The organism is Streptomyces sp. NBC_01077 (assembly GCF_045162855.1).
Classification (GTDB): domain Bacteria; phylum Actinomycetota; class Actinomycetes; order Streptomycetales; family Streptomycetaceae; genus Streptomyces.
The window spans coordinates 9,948,524-9,964,806 of record NZ_CP108669.1; the positions used below are offsets into that span (position 1 = coordinate 9,948,524).

10 protein-coding genes and 5 pseudogenes are annotated in these 16,283 nt (G+C 65.6%); 8 read left to right on the forward strand and 7 right to left on the reverse strand.

The features are described 5' to 3' along the window. Positions 1-70 precede the first annotated feature (70 nt). Together OG462_RS44615 and OG462_RS44620 are read left to right on the forward strand one after the other, a co-directional pair. Complete coding sequence (locus OG462_RS44615) at positions 71-403, forward strand: STAS domain-containing protein (protein ID WP_406053504.1); 333 nt, start codon at positions 71-73, stop codon at positions 401-403. Between the two features lie 1,328 nt (positions 404-1,731). Next, a pseudogene (locus OG462_RS44620) lies at positions 1,732-1,890 on the forward strand (XRE family transcriptional regulator); the annotation flags it as partial. Between the two features lie 789 nt (positions 1,891-2,679). Here OG462_RS44620 and OG462_RS44625 read toward each other — a convergent pair. Together OG462_RS44625 and OG462_RS44630 are read right to left on the reverse strand one after the other, a co-directional pair. Continuing rightward, positions 2,680-2,940: a hypothetical protein gene (locus OG462_RS44625; RefSeq protein ID WP_406053502.1), complete on the reverse strand. Its 261-nt coding sequence runs from the start codon at positions 2,938-2,940 to the stop codon at positions 2,680-2,682. A 367-nt stretch (positions 2,941-3,307) separates the two neighbouring features. Beyond that, positions 3,308-3,895 (reverse strand): annotated as a pseudogene (locus OG462_RS44630) (IS630 family transposase); the annotation flags it as partial. A 163-nt stretch (positions 3,896-4,058) separates the two neighbouring features. Here OG462_RS44630 and OG462_RS44635 point away from each other — a divergent pair. After that, positions 4,059-4,809: pseudogene (locus OG462_RS44635) on the forward strand (transposase family protein). Positions 4,810-6,217: 1,408 nt separating this feature from the next. Here OG462_RS44635 and OG462_RS44640 read toward each other — a convergent pair. Further along, complete coding sequence (locus OG462_RS44640) at positions 6,218-7,846, reverse strand: ISAzo13 family transposase (protein WP_406053500.1); 1,629 nt, start codon at positions 7,844-7,846, stop codon at positions 6,218-6,220. Positions 7,847-8,144: 298 nt separating this feature from the next. On the opposite strand from OG462_RS44640, the gene OG462_RS44645 reads away from it, so the two are divergent. After that, positions 8,145-8,435, forward strand: coding sequence for a hypothetical protein (locus OG462_RS44645; RefSeq protein ID WP_406053498.1), 291 nt, complete (start codon positions 8,145-8,147; stop codon positions 8,433-8,435). Between the two features lie 401 nt (positions 8,436-8,836). Here the strand turns inward: OG462_RS44645 and OG462_RS44650 are convergent, their stop codons facing one another. Together OG462_RS44650 and dmpI are read right to left on the reverse strand one after the other, a co-directional pair. After that, the gene (locus OG462_RS44650) at positions 8,837-9,586 is read right to left on the reverse strand and encodes a transposase family protein (protein WP_406053496.1); all 750 of its coding nucleotides are present in this window, start codon (positions 9,584-9,586) and stop codon (positions 8,837-8,839) included. 235 nt (positions 9,587-9,821) lie between these two features. Then, positions 9,822-10,004: a 4-oxalocrotonate tautomerase DmpI gene (dmpI, locus tag OG462_RS44655; RefSeq protein WP_406053494.1), complete on the reverse strand. Its 183-nt coding sequence runs from the start codon at positions 10,002-10,004 to the stop codon at positions 9,822-9,824. Between the two features lie 136 nt (positions 10,005-10,140). Here dmpI and OG462_RS44660 point away from each other — a divergent pair, with 136 nt between their 5' ends. Further along, the gene (locus OG462_RS44660; RefSeq protein WP_406053492.1) at positions 10,141-11,025 is read left to right on the forward strand and encodes a LysR substrate-binding domain-containing protein; all 885 of its coding nucleotides are present in this window, start codon (positions 10,141-10,143) and stop codon (positions 11,023-11,025) included. A gap of 244 nt (positions 11,026-11,269) precedes the next feature. On the opposite strand, the pseudogene OG462_RS44665 reads toward OG462_RS44660, so the two are convergent. Further along, positions 11,270-11,458: pseudogene (locus OG462_RS44665) on the reverse strand (hypothetical protein); the annotation flags it as partial. Positions 11,459-11,954: 496 nt separating this feature from the next. Here OG462_RS44665 and tpg point away from each other — a divergent pair. Further along, positions 11,955-12,352: pseudogene (gene tpg / locus OG462_RS44670) on the forward strand (telomere-protecting terminal protein Tpg); the annotation flags it as partial. Positions 12,353-12,573: 221 nt separating this feature from the next. Here tpg and OG462_RS44675 read toward each other — a convergent pair. Continuing rightward, positions 12,574-13,539 carry a hypothetical protein gene (locus OG462_RS44675; RefSeq protein ID WP_406053490.1) on the reverse strand — a complete coding sequence of 322 codons (966 nt, stop codon included), beginning with the start codon at positions 13,537-13,539 and terminating at the stop codon, positions 12,574-12,576. 913 nt (positions 13,540-14,452) lie between these two features. Between OG462_RS44675 and uppS the strand changes: the two genes are divergently transcribed. Beyond that, a complete protein-coding gene (gene uppS / locus OG462_RS44680) occupies positions 14,453-15,190 on the forward strand; it encodes a polyprenyl diphosphate synthase (protein ID WP_406053488.1) in 738 nt (245 codons plus the stop codon). Positions 15,191-15,244: 54 nt separating this feature from the next. Continuing rightward, a complete protein-coding gene (locus tag OG462_RS44685) occupies positions 15,245-16,270 on the forward strand; it encodes a terpene synthase family protein (RefSeq protein ID WP_406053486.1) in 1,026 nt (341 codons plus the stop codon). Positions 16,271-16,283 lie beyond the last annotated feature (13 nt).

Here is a 16,283-nt window from a genome sequence, read left to right on the forward strand (position 1 = left end):
AAAGCCCGCACTGAAACAAGCGGAAGAGGAGACTGGAAGCCTGTTGCGTCCCATGGAGCCGGAGGCGCCCGTGCGAGCGGACCAGCTGCTGCAAGCCCACACCGTGTGGTGGGGCGGCACCGTCCTGCTCCGCCTCGAGGGAGAACTCGACATCGCCACCGCCCCGCTCCTCGACCGGGCCGTCTCCTCCGCACTGGCCGCAGGGCCAGACCTCCTCTGCCTCGACCTCACCGCCCTCGCCTTCTGCGACGTGACGGGCCTGCACGCACTGCGCCGCCTCACCGACCAGACCCACGCCGCCCACACCCGCCTGCACCTGGCCGGCCTGCACCCCCGGCTCCGCTACACCCTCGACCGGCTGAAAACCCTCTCCCCCTGGAACCCACCCGTCCTCCAGCACTGACGAGGGCGACTGCTGTAACTCCACCCGGAAGCATCCCATCCGGGCTTCAAGCCGGACTGGCGCCGACCGCCGACCGCCGGCGTTCTCTCTGCGCTCAGCCGGGCCGGGGGCTGGCGAGTGCGTCGGTATGCCGATGTGGATGTGGGTCACCCCGTCCTCGAGCACCCTTAGGCCCCATCACGGCGTCCGCGGCCGTCGGCGGCGGCGCCGGCGGCCGCCACGGCGAAGGTGTCGTCGGTCCGCTGGGACATGGGCGACGGCCACCATCACCTGCGCTGGCCCCGGCACCCGCTACGCCCCGGACCGAGGCAAGACCCCGTCCCCGGAATGCGGCCACCGCTACAACCGCGCCGCCTACGACAAGCCCGACCAGCGGCACAAGGACCGCGAGACCGCCACATGGACCGTCCAGTGGTCCGCAGCGGCGCTCGGCGACGCCGGAACCCTGGCCGAGGCCCGGCAGACAGAAGTGCTCCGCGAGGCGTTCGAGCGGCGGGTCGGTCCGGTTGCTCGGCGGGTTGCCTGGTGGATCGCGAGGTGAGTTGCCTGGCTGGTTGCGGTACAGGTTGCCCGGCCGGTTGCTGACCTGCACGAGCGCGTCCTGTGTCCGCACAGGTCACGGGCCATGGGTCACCTGATTCCGGCCCCGAACCTCTCAGTCGATAGCAATTGGAGGTTCTGGATCTCTGACAGGCCCGGCGGGCGGTGCTTGCCAGCCGGAGGTGAGTGGTGCGGTTCTGTAGGGCCAAGGCGAAGTTCCTCTCACCCTCTCCTTGGGGCGGGCGGCCTGGTTGCCCTCGCCGTGGTGTCGATGAGCGATGAACGCTGCCGATTGTTCTTGGCGGTCTGGTCGGGGGTGGTGAAGGTGCCCGTGTCTGTTGCGTCCGGGGGTCAGGTTGGCCGGGCAGGGGACTGGCCGCGCTGCATCGCTCATCTTCCCGAGTGAAGGGGAAACGTCGTGTTGACGTGGTGCGTGTCTTTGCGGGGTGTGGGGCGTTGCGCTGTGTGACGCGTGCACAGGTCCGGGCGCCCCACGCCTGGGCTGCGTAGTCAGCGGTCCGGTTCTGCGCCTCAGTGCCGGGGCCGTTGGCTCCTTTTCTGAGCCGTGTGGACGGCCCTCCTGTTTCCAGGCTGTGGCCAAGGGGGCTGGAGCGGGGAGCTGCCGGGATGGCGTTTTCCCGGCCTCCCGCCCCGGGGTCTTGCCTGCAGGGCCCTGGCCGCGGTGCTCGGCGGGGCTGTCCGGGCGGGGTCGGCAGTGGGTTTCGCGCTGTTGTCGCCAGGGCTGTTCTCGCCCAGGTCGGCTGTGGTCAGACCCACGGTCAATTGTCCGCTTTCCAAGGAAGGCCGCCGCCACTGGCGGGATCACCGTGGAGACCCGGGCCCACTTCGGCTACACCGCGCCGGCGGGCAGCATCGACGACGGACGCTTCCACAGGCTCACCGTCCACCTCCCTCCGGCGTGCGCGAGGATGGTCTCTTCCGCGAGAATCTCCCGCACCACCGCGAAGTGGCCCTGTCACTCGGCAGACCACGACGGGTTCCATTTCTCATCGATTGCCCCCCGGCGGCGGGTCACAAGGTCCTCCTCAAGCTCGTCGAGGTGTGGCAGCGTCTTCGAGTTGATGCTCAGCATCGGGCAGCGGATGCAGGCGTGTTCGAGATGGACGCGGCGCATTTGGGTAGCAGCTACCTATAGCAGGGCACCTTGCTTACGAAATACTAATCAATGCACTTAAACATCAACCAGAAAGGACACTCCAGCTATGCTTCGACGCCTGGCGGCTACCTTCCTTGCAGCTTCCGCCCTCCTCGCAGTCACCACAACAGCAAGTAATGCGGCAGATGGAGACGGCAGCGACATCAAGATCAGCACGAGTACTCACCAAAAGGTCTGGTCGTGATTCCTCCGGGAGCGGTCGAGTCACGTCCCGGTTCCATGGGTCTTCTGGCTGATGCCTACTGATTTGGGGACTGACTGACTGCCAGCACCACCAAGGCCGCTCATGGAATGCAGGTCCATGAGCGGCCATCACCGCTCCAACCGCCGTCGAGCCCCTTCGGCGGCTCTGCCACGTTGTCTCCAGTTCTGGTTTCAGGGATGAGGCGGTCTGGGGGCGGTCGTAGGATCCCGTCCGGTCGTCAGGGAGCGTGGACTCATCGACAGGGACTTTCGGAGAACCGGTCTGGATCTGGCAGTGCGCGGTTCCTGGTGCCGGGCTTGGGTTCGGTCTGCCGGGCGGGATGGCCGCCGCCGCACAGCAGTGCGGCGGAGCTGGTCAGCCGAGGGATTCGGCGCGGTCGATGTATCCGTCCCGGACCAGGTATGCCACGAGGACGCGGAGGGGCTCGGGGGCGAGGCCGTGGGCTGTTTCGTGGTCTACGACCCAGTCGTCTTCGGTGAGTCTGCCGGTGATTTCTGCGTGCCAGCGGCCATCGGCGAACTGGCCGACGTAGGCCTCGCGTTCCGCTCGGCGGCCCTCGAGTACCCACTCGACCAGAGCATGAGGCGGGTCGCGTGCGGCAGGATGGGGAACCAACAGGGCTCCTGAGTCGATGGGGTGAGACTTCGAACACCCCCTCAACGGCGCGGGAGCTTTACGCGTTGCGGTCCTCATCCTGACTCGGCCTGGGGCACCCGATCAGTAGCCACTCTGAAAGAGCTCACGGGATCGCTCTGTTCAGGGACCGGCCAGGTGGTGTTGACGCCGACCTGATACGACCACAACTTCACTGCCGGATTCGGGTGGGACGTTGAGGCGTAAGCCGACAGCGCCGGTCATCGCTTTGTTCCACGCCTCCAGGAGAGCAACCGCCTTCACCCCCTCAAGCCAGGAATTCGGATCTGGCGCCAACAAGGATGACAACTGATCGATCGGTGCCAGTAACCCTGTCAAATCAGTTCCGCTAGTGTCCTGCGCCGGAGATCCGTTGGCAGAAACGGGTGAGTGAGTCGAGGATCTCTTCGGCTGTTTTGGTCCAGGTGAACGGGGTCGGGTTTTCGTTCCACTGCTTGACCCAGGCGCGGATGTCGGCTTCCAGGGAGCACACACTCTTGTGGGCGCCTCGCCGGATCTTCTGGTCTGCGAGGAAGCCGAACCATCGCTCCACCTGGTTGATCCAGGAGGAGCCGGTGGGTGTGAAGTGCAGGTGGAACCGTGGGTGTTTGCCCAGCCACGCCTTGATTGCCGGGGTCTTGTGGGTGCCGTAGTTGTCGCAGATCAGGTGGACCTGAAGGTGCCCGGGGACCTCTTTGTCGATCTTGATGAGGAACTTCTTGAACTCCGCGGCCCGGTGCCGGCGGTGCAGTGAGGTGATGACTTCACCGGTCGCGACGTCGAAGGCTGCGAACAAGGTGGTCAGACCGTTGCGGACGTAGTCATGAGTGCGGCGCTCGGGCATGCCGGGCATCATCGGCAACACCGGCTCCCTGCGGGCCCAACGCTCCAACACCACACGCTCATCGGGCGACAACAACAACGGTTCCAACTTCGGACCGCGACGAGGCACCGGCACATCCGCAGAAGCAGTGAGCTCTTTCAGCGTGGCCACCGATCGGGTGACGGCGGCGAGCCCGAGGTGAGGGCCGCAACGCACAAGGCTCCCGTGCCGTTGGGGGAGGTGTTCGAAGTCTCAACCCACCGGCACAGGAGCCTCGTTGGTTCCCTATCCTGCCGCACTCGACCTCCCACACGCCCTGGTCGAGTGGGTCACCATGCTCATCGTCACCCGCGAGGGTGACCGCAGGTGCAAGCTCCCGCCCCACCAGCGTGCGCTCGTCGCTCTGGTGTACCTACGCTGCCACGACACACTCACCCGGATCGCGGCCGGCTTCGGGATATCCGTCGGCACCGCCCACGCATACGGGTCACCGCCGTCACCGGCCTGCTCGCCGACCGGGCGCCGGGCCTGCTCAAGACTCTGCGCGAGACGATCCGGACTTCGTCCTCCTGGACGGGACCCTCGCCGAGTGCGACCGCGTCGGCGACAGCCGGGCCGACTACTCGGCCAAGCACCGCCGGCACGGCGTGAACGTCCAGGTCGTCACCGACCCCGCCAGCGAGATCCTGCGGATCTCGCCCGCGCTGCCCGGCCGCACCCACGATCTGACCGCGGCCCGCACCCATCGCATCATCCAGACCTGCGAGCGTCAGGGCGTCCCGGTCCTCGCCGACCGCGCATACCAGGGCGCCGGCCCCTGGGTCACCACCGGACTCAAACGACCACCGGGTGGTGAGCTCACCCTCACCCAGCGCACCGTCAACCGGGCTCTGGCCGCAGCCCGGGCACCAGTCGAACGCGGCATGGCACGGCTGAAGTCCTGGCAGATCTTCCGCAGATCCCGCATCAGCCCGAACCGCATGACCGTCATCACCAAAGCCGTCCTCACCCTGGAGAGGCAACGCTGAAAACGCTCAGTCATGCACAAACTAACCATGGATCTCCGGCGCAGGACACTAGCGTGGCGCTTGCGACGCAAAGAGCCAGGCCAGCCCGACTTGGCAGTTCCGACTAGCGTGTCACGGCACAGGTCGACGTCTGCATGACGCTCCAGGTCACCGACTCGCTCGCGCATTGAGGTGTGACAACTACGGCTGCGAACCTGCGATTGGTGACAACAAGCGCGCGCATCTGGTGGCAGATAGCACTGAGATTCCGGCGCGAAGCCGGCAGGTCGACTGCCGTCGCCGGTGACAACTACCGCTGCGAGGCAGAGCGCTGTGTGGGCCAGGCCGGTTCCCACCTCCAGGCCGTCCACCGCACCGCGTGTGCGAACAACCCGGCACGTTGGGTGCTCGAAGTTCACGTACCAGTTCCCAGTCGGCGCCAGCCTCCGCTGTCGGGACGAAGAAGGCGTTGACGCTAAACCAGGCCGCAGGCGGCTTCTACCTCTGATCTTGCGCAGTGCTTCGCTCTTTAGGACTCTGCTGAGAAGGGCGTGCTTCGGGCAGGCGGGGTGTTGTTGGTCCTCCATGGTTGCTGTGAACGTGGGAGGGTTGAGAAGGATGTCGCTGGAGCCTCGGGCGGACGTGGGGGTGCCGGAGCTGTGGGCCGCGCCCGCGGCAAACCCACACCCAGGCTCTCCTGAGGCTCGCCCGCCAACGCATCAGCGTCCTGTTCGCCATGCTCCGAGACGGCACCTTCTACGAGTCCAGAGTCCCCTGTCACCCTCGCCGTATGACCATCGCAAACAGACTCATACCCGGCATCACGTCCTTGACGAAAAACATAGAGACCCCCCGAGCGGTGCACGTCGCGCCATATGGCCGTCTCGCCCAAACGCACTACGTTCTCCTCTGGCCACGGCCAGGATGTTGCCGGGCTTGCCTACCTCAGCGAGCGCGTCGTCGGCGGTACCGTGCGGGCTGAAAGCGCCGCCGCTGAACTGAGCGGCCACGTCTGGCACCAGCGGCACCTTCCCGGACGCAGGCGTGAAGAATGAGCTTCTTCAGCGGTCACTCCAGAGGATGAGTGGCTGGCTGAGGTTGACTGCCCTCTGAGCTGCGGCAGCGCAAAGCTCTCGTGGGCCCAATCGTCACCCGATCGGTGGCCACTCTGAAGAAGCTCAATGTCTCACCCCCCGCCTGACAACATGGAAGCGCTCCTGGCGGTCGGGAGACTCGAGAAACGAGTGGAGTAGCCGGTGCTGATGCTGCTGCGCATTTTCGCTTTGAGGATGGGCGGTACAACCTCTGAAACACCGAAGGAGACGTGAGCCAATGCCCGACATCGCCGATCTGCAGCATCTTCCTGAAGAGTCGCCTCAGACTGAACACGCTACCAATGGCGAAGAGGTCTCTTAGGGTCTGCCGATCATTAACCTGCCGCTTTGATCTTGCTGTTGGGGCTGCTGCTTTGGGCGGCCACTCGGGCTCGAAGGGCTGGCAGGGCGGTCGGTGGGATGACGGCCGGCGAGATGATGATGCCCTGTGCTTCAAGCAGTTTCCTGATCTTCAGCAGGGTGCGGTGCATTGCGGTGCGGCTGCTGTTGAACAGAACGGCAAGAGGTTCCGCGGCCAGGTTGACGCGCAGGTGGAGCACGGTGGCCAGGACCTGGTCGGCGAAGGTGAGGCGGGGTGGGCGTCCGCGGCGGGGAAGGCCCTTCGCGGCCAGGGTGTGGATGAGGTTCTGCAGCTGGTGTGGAGTCAGGCCCGTCAGTTCGGGGTCGGACAGCAGCGCCGAGTGCCACGGCGGTGTCGGTGGCCGGCCGTTGCGGGCTGCCGGGACGGCCGGGCTCGGCTGGGGGTGCAGGGCATAGTTCCACTCGCCGTGGAAGGTGTGCCGGGTCAGCGGCAGGGCCGCCATCTCCGCGTCGCCGACACCGACGCCGGTGGGGTAGGTGTTGGTGTCCAGCTCGGCCTTCACCCGCAGTCCGGTGCGGGTGGTGGTCGCGGCGATCGACTCGAGGATGACTTCGTGGCTGGTCAGCGGGCGACCGCGCCAGTTCATCGTGATGTGGGAGAAGAGCCGGTGCTCGATCTTGTTCCACTTCGACGTGCCCGGCGGCAGGTGGCAGACCGTGATGACCAGCCCGGTTTCCGCGGCCAGGCGGGCGAGGTGGAGTTTCCAGGCCCGGGCGCGATAGCCGTTGGACCCGCCCGCATCGGCGGTGATCAGCAGCCGGGAAGCTTGCGGGTAGTCGGCCCGGCCCTGACCGTGCCACCAGCGTCGGATCGACTCCACCGCGAACGCGGCGGTGTCGTGGTCGGTGCCGACATTGACCCAGCCGGTGTTGGCCGCCAGGTCGTAGACGCCATAAGGGATGGCCTTGCCCAGCAGCGGATCGGCGAAGTCGTGGACGCGGACCGGCACCGGTTCGCCTGTGGGCCGCCAGGAACGGCCATGGTTGTGGAAGTCGCCGACCAGCTCTTTCTTCTTGGTGTCCACGCTGATCACCGGCTGGCCGGCATCCTGGTGATCACGTGCCTGCTCGTTGAGATACCGGAACTGGGCATCCCGGTCGGCATGCTGGCTGCCCTCGAGTGTCTTGGCATTGGCCTGCAGCCGGAACCCCTCCTGCCGCAGCAGACCGGCGACGGTGTCCGCACCGACCCGGTGACCCTGACGGGTCAGCTCGGCCGCCAGCGTGCGGGTCGACTTCGTCGTCCACCGCAACGGCGACATCGGATCACCACGTTCGTCCGGCTCGACCAGGCTCAGCAGGGCACCCCGCAGTCCAGGGTCGAGGTCCGCGACGCGTTTGCGTCCGCCGCCCGGCCGCCGCACCCGCCCGGTCAGGAACTGGCCTGTCTCCAGGTCGGACATGCCCTTGCGAACCGTCGTCCCGCTCACCCCGGCCGCCCGGGCCACGGCCCGAATGCCGCCATGGCCCAGTCCTCGGGCCTCCGCGGCCATCAGCAGCCGCCGCTGTCGTTCGTCCAGGTGTGGGAACAACACCGCGAACTTCACGGCAAGTTGATCACGAGTCTCGTCCGGGATGCGCATACGACACCAACGAGCCCGAGCTCTGAAAGCAACACCTTGATGATCGGCAGACCCTTACTGCTATACCGGAAAATCCTGGATCAACAATCACAACGAGATCCTGGCCTAAAGACCGTTGCAGTAATAGGAAGTGTCTTTCCGATCATCGGATCGTTGGTCCGGTTGTGAGGGATGGCGAGATTTCTGACGCTGCGTGGGCGGTGATCGAACCACTTCTGCCGCCAGCCAGTCGGGCTCGTGGCAGGTGGCGGGATCATCGCCAGGTCAGACCGTCCACGGACGATTCGCCTCCAAGACGGTGACCGCGGCGTTCGGCGCGCTGGTCATGACGGTCGAGGACCTGCCCGCCTACGGCCCGCATCTCAAGGGCACCGTGGAGGGCCGGAACCGGGCGGTGGAGACGATGTTCCTGGCCGCGCTGCCCGGCTACGCCCGTCAGCCGCGCCCCGGCAAGCGTCCTGCCCGCCCGAAGGACGAGGTGCTGCTCGGCTTCGAGGACTTCACCTGCCAGCTGCTGGCCTGGGTGTCGTGGTGGAACACCGTCCACCAGCCTGCCCCGCTGGGCGGGAGGACCCCGCTGGAGACGTGAGAGGCCAATCCCACCTCTCTTCGGGAAGCGAGTTCCGAGGACCTGCAAACGTTTACGCTGGAGGACGACAGCCGGCCCCGGTTGGCACCCTCAAGTGATCAACGCACCACCTTCGGATGATCATGTGATCGTGGAGGCACAGGCGCGTGATTACGGGTTTTCACCAGCTCAGCAAGACGAGATCTGAAGACGCTGGCGCGAGGGGCAGTCGTTCAGTTGGTCGGGCGGGCACTCGAGGCACCGATGCAGCACGCCCGTCGCTTCCTGTACCAGGGCGGCGGCGTCCTACAACCACATCCCGGACCTGCGCGAGCTCCGCGCAGGCGGCATCCCGCACCAGCCGATGGAGCGGAGCGGTGATCCCGGGCCCGCCGTGCGGAGGACCGGTTCAGGAAGGATCTTCAGCGTCGCCTCTCGAGGGCGAGGATGGCTTTGGTGATTGACGTGAGCCGGTTGGGGCTGATCCGTGCTTTGCGGAAGATCTGCCAGGCCTTGAGTCGGGCGAAGGCCCGCTCGACGGGGAAACGGAGCCGGGCGTGTGCTCGGTTGACGGCTGCCTGTCTGATGGTGAGGGGCCTTCCGAGGTGGCGTTTGAACGGGACCTGGAAGGTTCCGCCGGCGCCGGCGTAGGCCTTGTCGGCGAGGACGGGGATCTGCAGTCGTTCACAGACGGTGACGATGCGGTGGGTGCGGGCGGCGGTGATGTCGACGGTGCGGCCGGGCAGTGCGGGTGAGTACCAGATGAGCTCGCCGGCGGGGTCGGTGACGGTCTGGATGTTCACGCCGTGCCGTCGGGCCTTGCCGGAGTAGTCGCGTTCGTGGTCGCCGACCCGGTCGCACTCGGCGATGGTGCCGTCCACCAGGACGTACTCGGGACGCGCGCGGCGCGGGGCCTGCGTGAGGGACGGTGCTTTCGAGGCGAGGAGCTTGATCACGCTCTGTACGTAGGCGTGGGCGGTGCCCTCGCTGATGCGGAAGCCCGCGGCGAGCTTCGCGTAGGTCGTGTGCTCGCGCAGGTAGACCAGGGTGATGATGGCGCGTTGCGAGGGTCGCAGCTTGCATCGGCGGTCACCCTCACGGGTGACGATCAGCATCGTGACCCACTCCACGAGCGCGTGCGGCAGGTCGAGTGCGGCAGGATAAGGGACCAACGAGGCCTCCGGTCGCAGCGGTTGCGACGTCAGACATCTCGAACCACTGCCCGAAGGCCTCGCCTGCTATCCGCAGGCGGCCGTCACCCGATCGGAGACCACTCTGAAGATCCTTAGGGAGCGTTGATCTTCATACGGAGGGACCGTAACTGTCCGAGCACCGCGCGTGCCGCCCAGGATCACCTGACGCAGCCGAGGCGGGGAATTGCGCGTCCGCTCACAGGCGTGCGTAGTGTCACTTGTCGGCGGCGAGCTTGCCGCCGACGCCGAAGCTGTCTGTGGGGGTCTCCTCGATGAAGACCATCACCGTCGCAGCGGGGATTTGGTAAGTCTCGACGAAAGCGTCGGTGATCTTTTTGATCAGCTCCCGCTTGAGCTCGACGTCGCGGGGGCCCTGCTGGACGGTCACTGCGGGCATGGCTGCCTCCTGGTCTTTCTTGAAGCCGTACGGCTTGAGCCGTGGCGTAGCCCAGTTCACCGCCCCGCGCTGTGGCGATCAAGGCACACTTGACTCATACACTGATCACGGATCGTAATGAGTGAAAGGGGTGGGTATGGAGTTGCGGCAGGTCAGGTATTTCCTCGCGGTCGCCGAGGAACTGCACTTCGGACGCGCCGCCGAACGGCTGCGCGTCGTCCAGCCGACCGTCAGCCAGCAAGTCCGCAGGCTGGAAGGCGAACTCGGCCTGGAACTGTTCGACAGGACCACCCGCAGCGTCACATTGACCACCGCGGGGCACGCCTTCCTGCCGCGCGCCCGGGCCATCGTGACGGCCGAGGAAGCGGCACTGGAGACGATGACCGCGTTCCACGCCGACCAGCTCACGACGTTGCGTGTCGGCACCAACACCGGTCTCGGCTCACGCCTGGAGCAGCTGTTGGCGGACATGGCACACCATGCGCCGGAGGTCACGGTGGAACTGCACAACGCCCCACCCGGGCCTCGGCTGCAACGGGTACGGGACGGCGCACTGGACGCCGCCTTCGTCCGCGGGGTCGGCCAGAGCCCGGGGCTCGACCTGATCCCGGTGTGGCGGGACGAACTGGTCGCGGCGTTGCCCGCGTCGCATCCGCTGGCCACACGCGAACGCGTCGAGATCGCCGACCTGGCCTCCATGCCGCTGCGCATCGCGCCACGCCACGCCAACCCGCACCTGGTCGACCTGATCACCACCGCCTGCCGGGCCGCGGGCTTCGAGCCCGTCATGGGCCCCGCCTTCACCACCGACCAGAACACCCTCGCGGCCATCGGCAGCGGCAAGCCCTCCTGGACCGTGTTCTACTCCTCCAAGGCCGCGATCTTGCCCACCGCCCGCACCGCCTTCCGCCCGTTCGCCCCGCCCGCACCCGCCCTGCAGACCTACCTCGCTGTCCGCCCGACCGCTTCCGCGCGACGCCTGGCTCCCCTTCTGAACGCCTGCCGCTCTCAGGAATCCTGACCAGAAGGAGTTCCGCAGGCCGGGGTACCGGCGGCCAGATGGCTTCCCACCCCGAAGACCACGGGCTGGTCCCCGAAAACCGCCGGCCGTTCGGGCTCCTCCGGCCGCTCAAGGGCGCCTTTGGCGGTGCTCTGCACGGCAGTGCCGCGCAGTTACTGCCGATCTTCGTCTGGACCCTACGCCCCTTTGATGAGGTCCCCGTAGGGCTGGCTGGGTTCAGGGGCGGGCAGGGGCAGCGCTCTGCTTACTCGGAGTCTGCTGGGACCTTGTCCTGGGGGTCATCTTCTGGAGCGTCTGGGTCGCGCAGTGGACGCAGCCCTTCGCCTGGCTGGGAGGCAGAAAACGAATAGCGTCCCAGGACGTTGAGGTGGGCGCTGCCCAGCGGGGACAGCCGGGCCACGTCCTCGGCTTTGACCTCGTGACCCTCGGCCTGAGATCGCTCCCGAAGTGCTCCTTGAAGAACTCCACACAGCTTGCGAGCTTGTCCTGGAGGAGCTCGTGAACAAGCGGCTAGGAAGCTCAGCTTCGCCCAACTTATCGCCGCGGCCGCCGAAGCTGACCTCTTTCACAGAGCCCACGACGGCGAACCGTCCACGACCGAGCTTCTGGAGGACTTGAAGGATCTGTGTAAGAACGTGCGGCATCGGGCCGCCGAGGGTGCACGCTCCTGGCTGGAGAAGCGCTGGGAACACGTGTCGGTGTGCCTCGAACGGGCTTGTGAGGCACGTCAATGATCAGAACTCTCAGTCCCCAGTTGCTCCGCGCTGAGGCGCCCCGCGCTGGTGCGGAAGTCGGGCATGCCGAGATGGACAGTGGTGTGCCGGGTGGCGAGGCCCCTCATCCGCGGCCTGGTGGGCCGGCCCCGTCACCGACCACGGCGTCTGTTCGCCGACCGCGGCTACGACTACGACAAGTACCGACGCCTGCTCCGCGCCCGGCGCGGCGCCCGAAAGAACCCGCCCAAGAACATCGCCGCCCGGATCGAGACCGCCGTCAAGGCCCGCTGGCTGCCAGGTGTCCGCCGACGCCGGCGCAAGCAGGCCGCCACCACCGGCATCAAAGTCTCCACCCGCGCCCGCTTCGGCTACACCGCCCCCGTCGGCACTACCGACGACGGCCGCCTCCGCCGCCTCACCATCAACCTCCCCGCTACCTATGCCCAGCGCCTCTTCGACGCCCAGGTCCAAGGCCTCACTGACCAGCAGAAGCGCGCGATCATGGCCGAGGGATTCAAGGAGGTCTACTCCCAGGACAACGGGGCCCCCGCGCCGCAGGACTCTCCGAAGTCAGACTCACTGACATCGACTACTTCGACATCGAGTACTGAGTCAGCCGGACTTCCTGTCGCGCCCGCCACAGCTCTCCTCCAGGGCCGCACCTCCCCGAGGACGTCTCCTGAACGATGCGTGACTGATGTATCGCTCACAGCTAGGGGCGCTCGCATCATCTCCGGAACAGCCGGTGTCCAGGCCGTCCTCCCCGATCCAGTAACTGCACGGCAGGGGAGCCGCTTGCCTGAGGGCGCCCCCCCTGTCGTGCGGACAGATGTCAGCCGTCGGTGGTGTGGGGGAGTCCGTCGTCGAGGACGATGCGAATGGTGTCGCCCTGGCCGGTGACATCGGCTAGTTCGGCGGTGATCCGGTGGTAGGAGGTCGTGGCCAGGGCCCAGTCGGCTCCCAACGGAGCCGCGGTGGAGCGGGTGTTCCACAGCTCGATCAGCAGGGCGATGAGGGAGCGTCCGGACAGGACGGTCTGGACGCGGCCGTCCTTGATGTCCTCGACGGCGGGCGGGGTGTGAAAGTGGCCGTGGTCGGTGGCCAGGCCGGAAAGCCATTCCCAGCTGTCGCGGTGCGCGACGACTTCGACGGAGGCGACACCGGCGGCCCTGAGGAGCAGGACTCCGTGCCTGACCTCGGTGTTCTCGGACTGGATTTCGGGAGCGTGCGGCACGGCGGGGGAGGAGGCAGCGGAGATGTCCGCACCGTGGTAGGCAGCCTCGATGGCTTTCTTGAGGCCGAGGTCCTGGTCGTTGTCCGTGCGTACGGGCTGCGGCTGCTGCTCGGTGGGGTCCACGGTCTCCCTCTGTGCCTGGGGCTCGGTCTCGGTCTCGGCGTGCTGGCGTGAATCGGCGGCTGCGGAATCCGGACCGGTTCGGCGGCCAGCCGGGGCCGAGGGGGCGTCTGCCGGCTGGGCGGGGACGGTCTCTGGCCCTTCCTCCGGCGGCCCGTCGGCCTTCTCCTGACCGTGGACTGAGGGAACGGTGAGGGTGCGCAGGGTGCTGGCGAGGTCGAGCAGCTGGCGGAGTTCGCCGCGGGTGTCGTGGAGGTCGTTGATCATCCGGTCCTGGCGGCGGCGGACTTCCCGGTTCTCTTCACGCAGTCCGGTGACGCCGGTGAGGACCACCTCCTGGATCTTGATGCGGGTCTGCGTGATCTCGCCGTGCAGCGCTGCGAGCCCGATGGTCGGGTCGTTGAGGGCGTTCAGCTGGTTCTGAACGGAAGCCAGCTGTCTCATCGCCTCTTCGAACGAGTGTTTCCACCCCATGTAACTCCCTAATTACTCTTGGTTGACGACCGCTCGTATCTCCCCACAAGAACTTCGTATGACGCGGCGGTTTCTGGCCCTTTCCCTGGCCGAAGGGAAGGCCCGCCTGGGAGGCGCGGCAAAGTTCGTGCCTGCTGCGGCGGGTGTCTTTGCGAGGATGCGCGGGCCACGGCGGCAAGGGGCCGGATCGCCCACGGCCGGCGCCGCCCGGACGAGGTGCTGTCCGACTACGACGAGTACTGCCGGCTGCCCTGGTCGTTGACGGGCGGGCCGGCCTACTCATCATGCTTTCCAGCGCGTGCCCGTCGTGCCCGGCCCGGCTTCTCACGCTGATCTCGCGGCGCCCGTTGCGTACGGACTGCGGGCCGGAGGAGCTGCTGCGGGGGTTGGGGCCGCCACCCTGCACGCGGCGGCGAGACGGTCGTGCGGGGCCGCCTCCCCGTTCCACCGGGTCTGCCACGCACTGCGCGACACCGGCTCCCGCCGACTCCGCGCGGGAGGCGCTCGGCTTCGGCCGACCCGACGGCACTGAGGCCGGGCAGGTCCCCCCTGCCCGGCCTCAGTGCCTACTCCCAGAACCGTGGCACGAAGCCCCGCAGAATCTTGGCCCAGTCCGGTGGGTCTGCCAGGAACTTGTCCGTCAGGTAGGACATGTACGCCCGTGCCGTGCCCTGGGCAGGCCTTGGACTGCGCCCCAGAATGAGTATCAATTACTCACCCCATATACTCGCAAAAGGTGAATTGTCGAACTCACGGAAGTTTGCCCATATAGGTACCTGAAAATCGGATATGGTCCATTTGGTGCAGCGTGGCAAAGGACTGTCCGGTCAGTCGGCCTAAGGCATTACGCCGCCTCGCTGCCGCTAGTTGGAGAACCAGCATTATGCCGCCTTCAGCCAAATCCTCGATACTATCTGCGCAGCTACATGGCAGTACACCAGCGCAGCAGGGCACGCCAAGGCATATCGGCGTGATCCTTGACGGAAACCGCCGCTGGGCGCGCCATCACGGCGTTACGCTCGCCGAAGCCTACGCGCGGGGGGCTGCCCGGGTGCGTGATCTGGTCACCTGGTGTGAAAGTTCGGGGATTCCTGCCGTCACGGTATTCGCTCTGTCTCGGGATAACCTTTACCGTGCCAACGAGGCTATCGGCCAGATCCTGTGTGCAGTCGCGATGGGGCTGGAATCGATAGCGGAAACGGGAAAGTGGCATATTCGGATTATCGGGGAGCTTGACCTGGTTCCGGCCGCTGCGGCCGCTCAGTTGGCTTCCATTGCCGACAGAACCACAGGTGAATCATGGGGAACACTCAACGTCGGCGTTGCCTACGACGGACGAACTGACATCGTCAATGCCGTGCGGTCCCTGATGCAGGAAGATTCTGCTGGGGATCTCGTCACGGAGAATGATCTGGAACGCTACCTTTCCACAGCTGGCCAACCCGATATCGACCTGGTCATCCGCACCTCAGGGGAGTGCCGCTTGTCCGGCTTCATGCCCTGGCAGGCGGCATATGCCGAGTACTACGTGACCCAAACTGCCTGGCCAGAATTCACAGTTGAGGCGTTCACCGATGCGCTCAACTGGTTTCTGGCGCGCGAGCGGCGCTTCGGACACTGAAATTAGTTGGTGTAGCCGAGACCAACCGTTAAATCGCTATCAGAGGTTTAGCATATGGACGTCGACCTGCCTGCAATTTACTGCCCCTACCCAGTACGTGAGCACGCAGCTATTGAGCGGATCACAGAGGAGAGCTTTGACTGGGCAGACCGGTTCGGAATATATCCTTCAGATCAATACCGGAAGATCGCCCGGCATGCACAGTTTCCGTGGTGGCACGGACTTATCACTCCGACCGCCGACGAGAACCGTATTCTTCCCTTCGCTAAGTTCCTCTCGCTTCAGACTGTCGTGGCGGAATTTATGCCCCAGGAGTTGGCGCGGCAGCCCGGGGCTGTGGCTGACTTGATCGCACGCGTCGAATGCACACTGGAGGTGCATAACGCGAAAGTTCTGGCAGATTACCCCAATATCATGGGAGCTTTAGAGGACCTGGTTCCGCAACTGCGGCAATTGGCAAATCCTGTCCAGTACGAGAGGTGGCTGGAATCTGCTCGCCAGGACCTGCAGAGCATCATACGAGAAACATGGGTAAACAGCAGAGGGATCAACCTCAGTGTCAATGAATACATCCCGTTAAGGGTACGGACGATGCAGATCACCCCGTATTTCTTCTCGAACGATATCGTTTGCGAGCGAGCTGTGCCTGATCTTCTTTACAGTCGGCTGGATGTCCGCGCCTTGCATTGTCTTGTACTTGCACACATCGGAATACGAAATGACGTCAGGGGATATCGGAAGGACGCCTCGGAGGAGCAGTGCAACTTCATTCCCTCGCTTATCCGGGATACTCGATGCTCCGAGGGTGAGGCCATAGCCCAGTCTGTTCGAATGCTGGACAGCATAATGTATCGTTGCCTGGAAATCAGAGCCAGGGCAGAGAAGGGAGAAATACCCGATACGCTGCTCGAGCACATCGATAACACTCTCAGTGTTATAAGCGCCACACTCGCCTACGAACAGCACGCTCGGCACAGTTGGTACAAGTACGCAGGGGACATGGCGCAAGAATTTAGCGATTCCCCGTCCTCGGTAGCCCCGCTATCCTATCCTGCTATCGCCTGGTGCTGGGAAATGTAATCTCTGCCTCCGA

Excerpts from the sequence above, each read along its gene's own strand:
- OG462_RS44675 (WP_406053490.1), bottom strand. The coding sequence starts at position 13,539 with ATGAGACAGCTGGCTTCCGTTCAGAACCAGCTGAACGCCCTCAACGAC.
- OG462_RS44640 (WP_406053500.1), bottom strand. The coding sequence starts at position 7,846 with ATGCGCATCCCGGACGAGACTCGTGATCAACTTGCCGTGAAGTTCGCG.
- OG462_RS44660 (WP_406053492.1), top strand. The coding sequence starts at position 10,141 with ATGGAGTTGCGGCAGGTCAGGTATTTCCTCGCGGTCGCCGAGGAACTG.
- uppS (WP_406053488.1), top strand. The coding sequence starts at position 14,453 with ATGCCGCCTTCAGCCAAATCCTCGATACTATCTGCGCAGCTACATGGC.
- OG462_RS44685 (WP_406053486.1), top strand. The coding sequence starts at position 15,245 with ATGGACGTCGACCTGCCTGCAATTTACTGCCCCTACCCAGTACGTGAG.
- dmpI (WP_406053494.1), bottom strand. The coding sequence starts at position 10,004 with ATGCCCGCAGTGACCGTCCAGCAGGGCCCCCGCGACGTCGAGCTCAAG.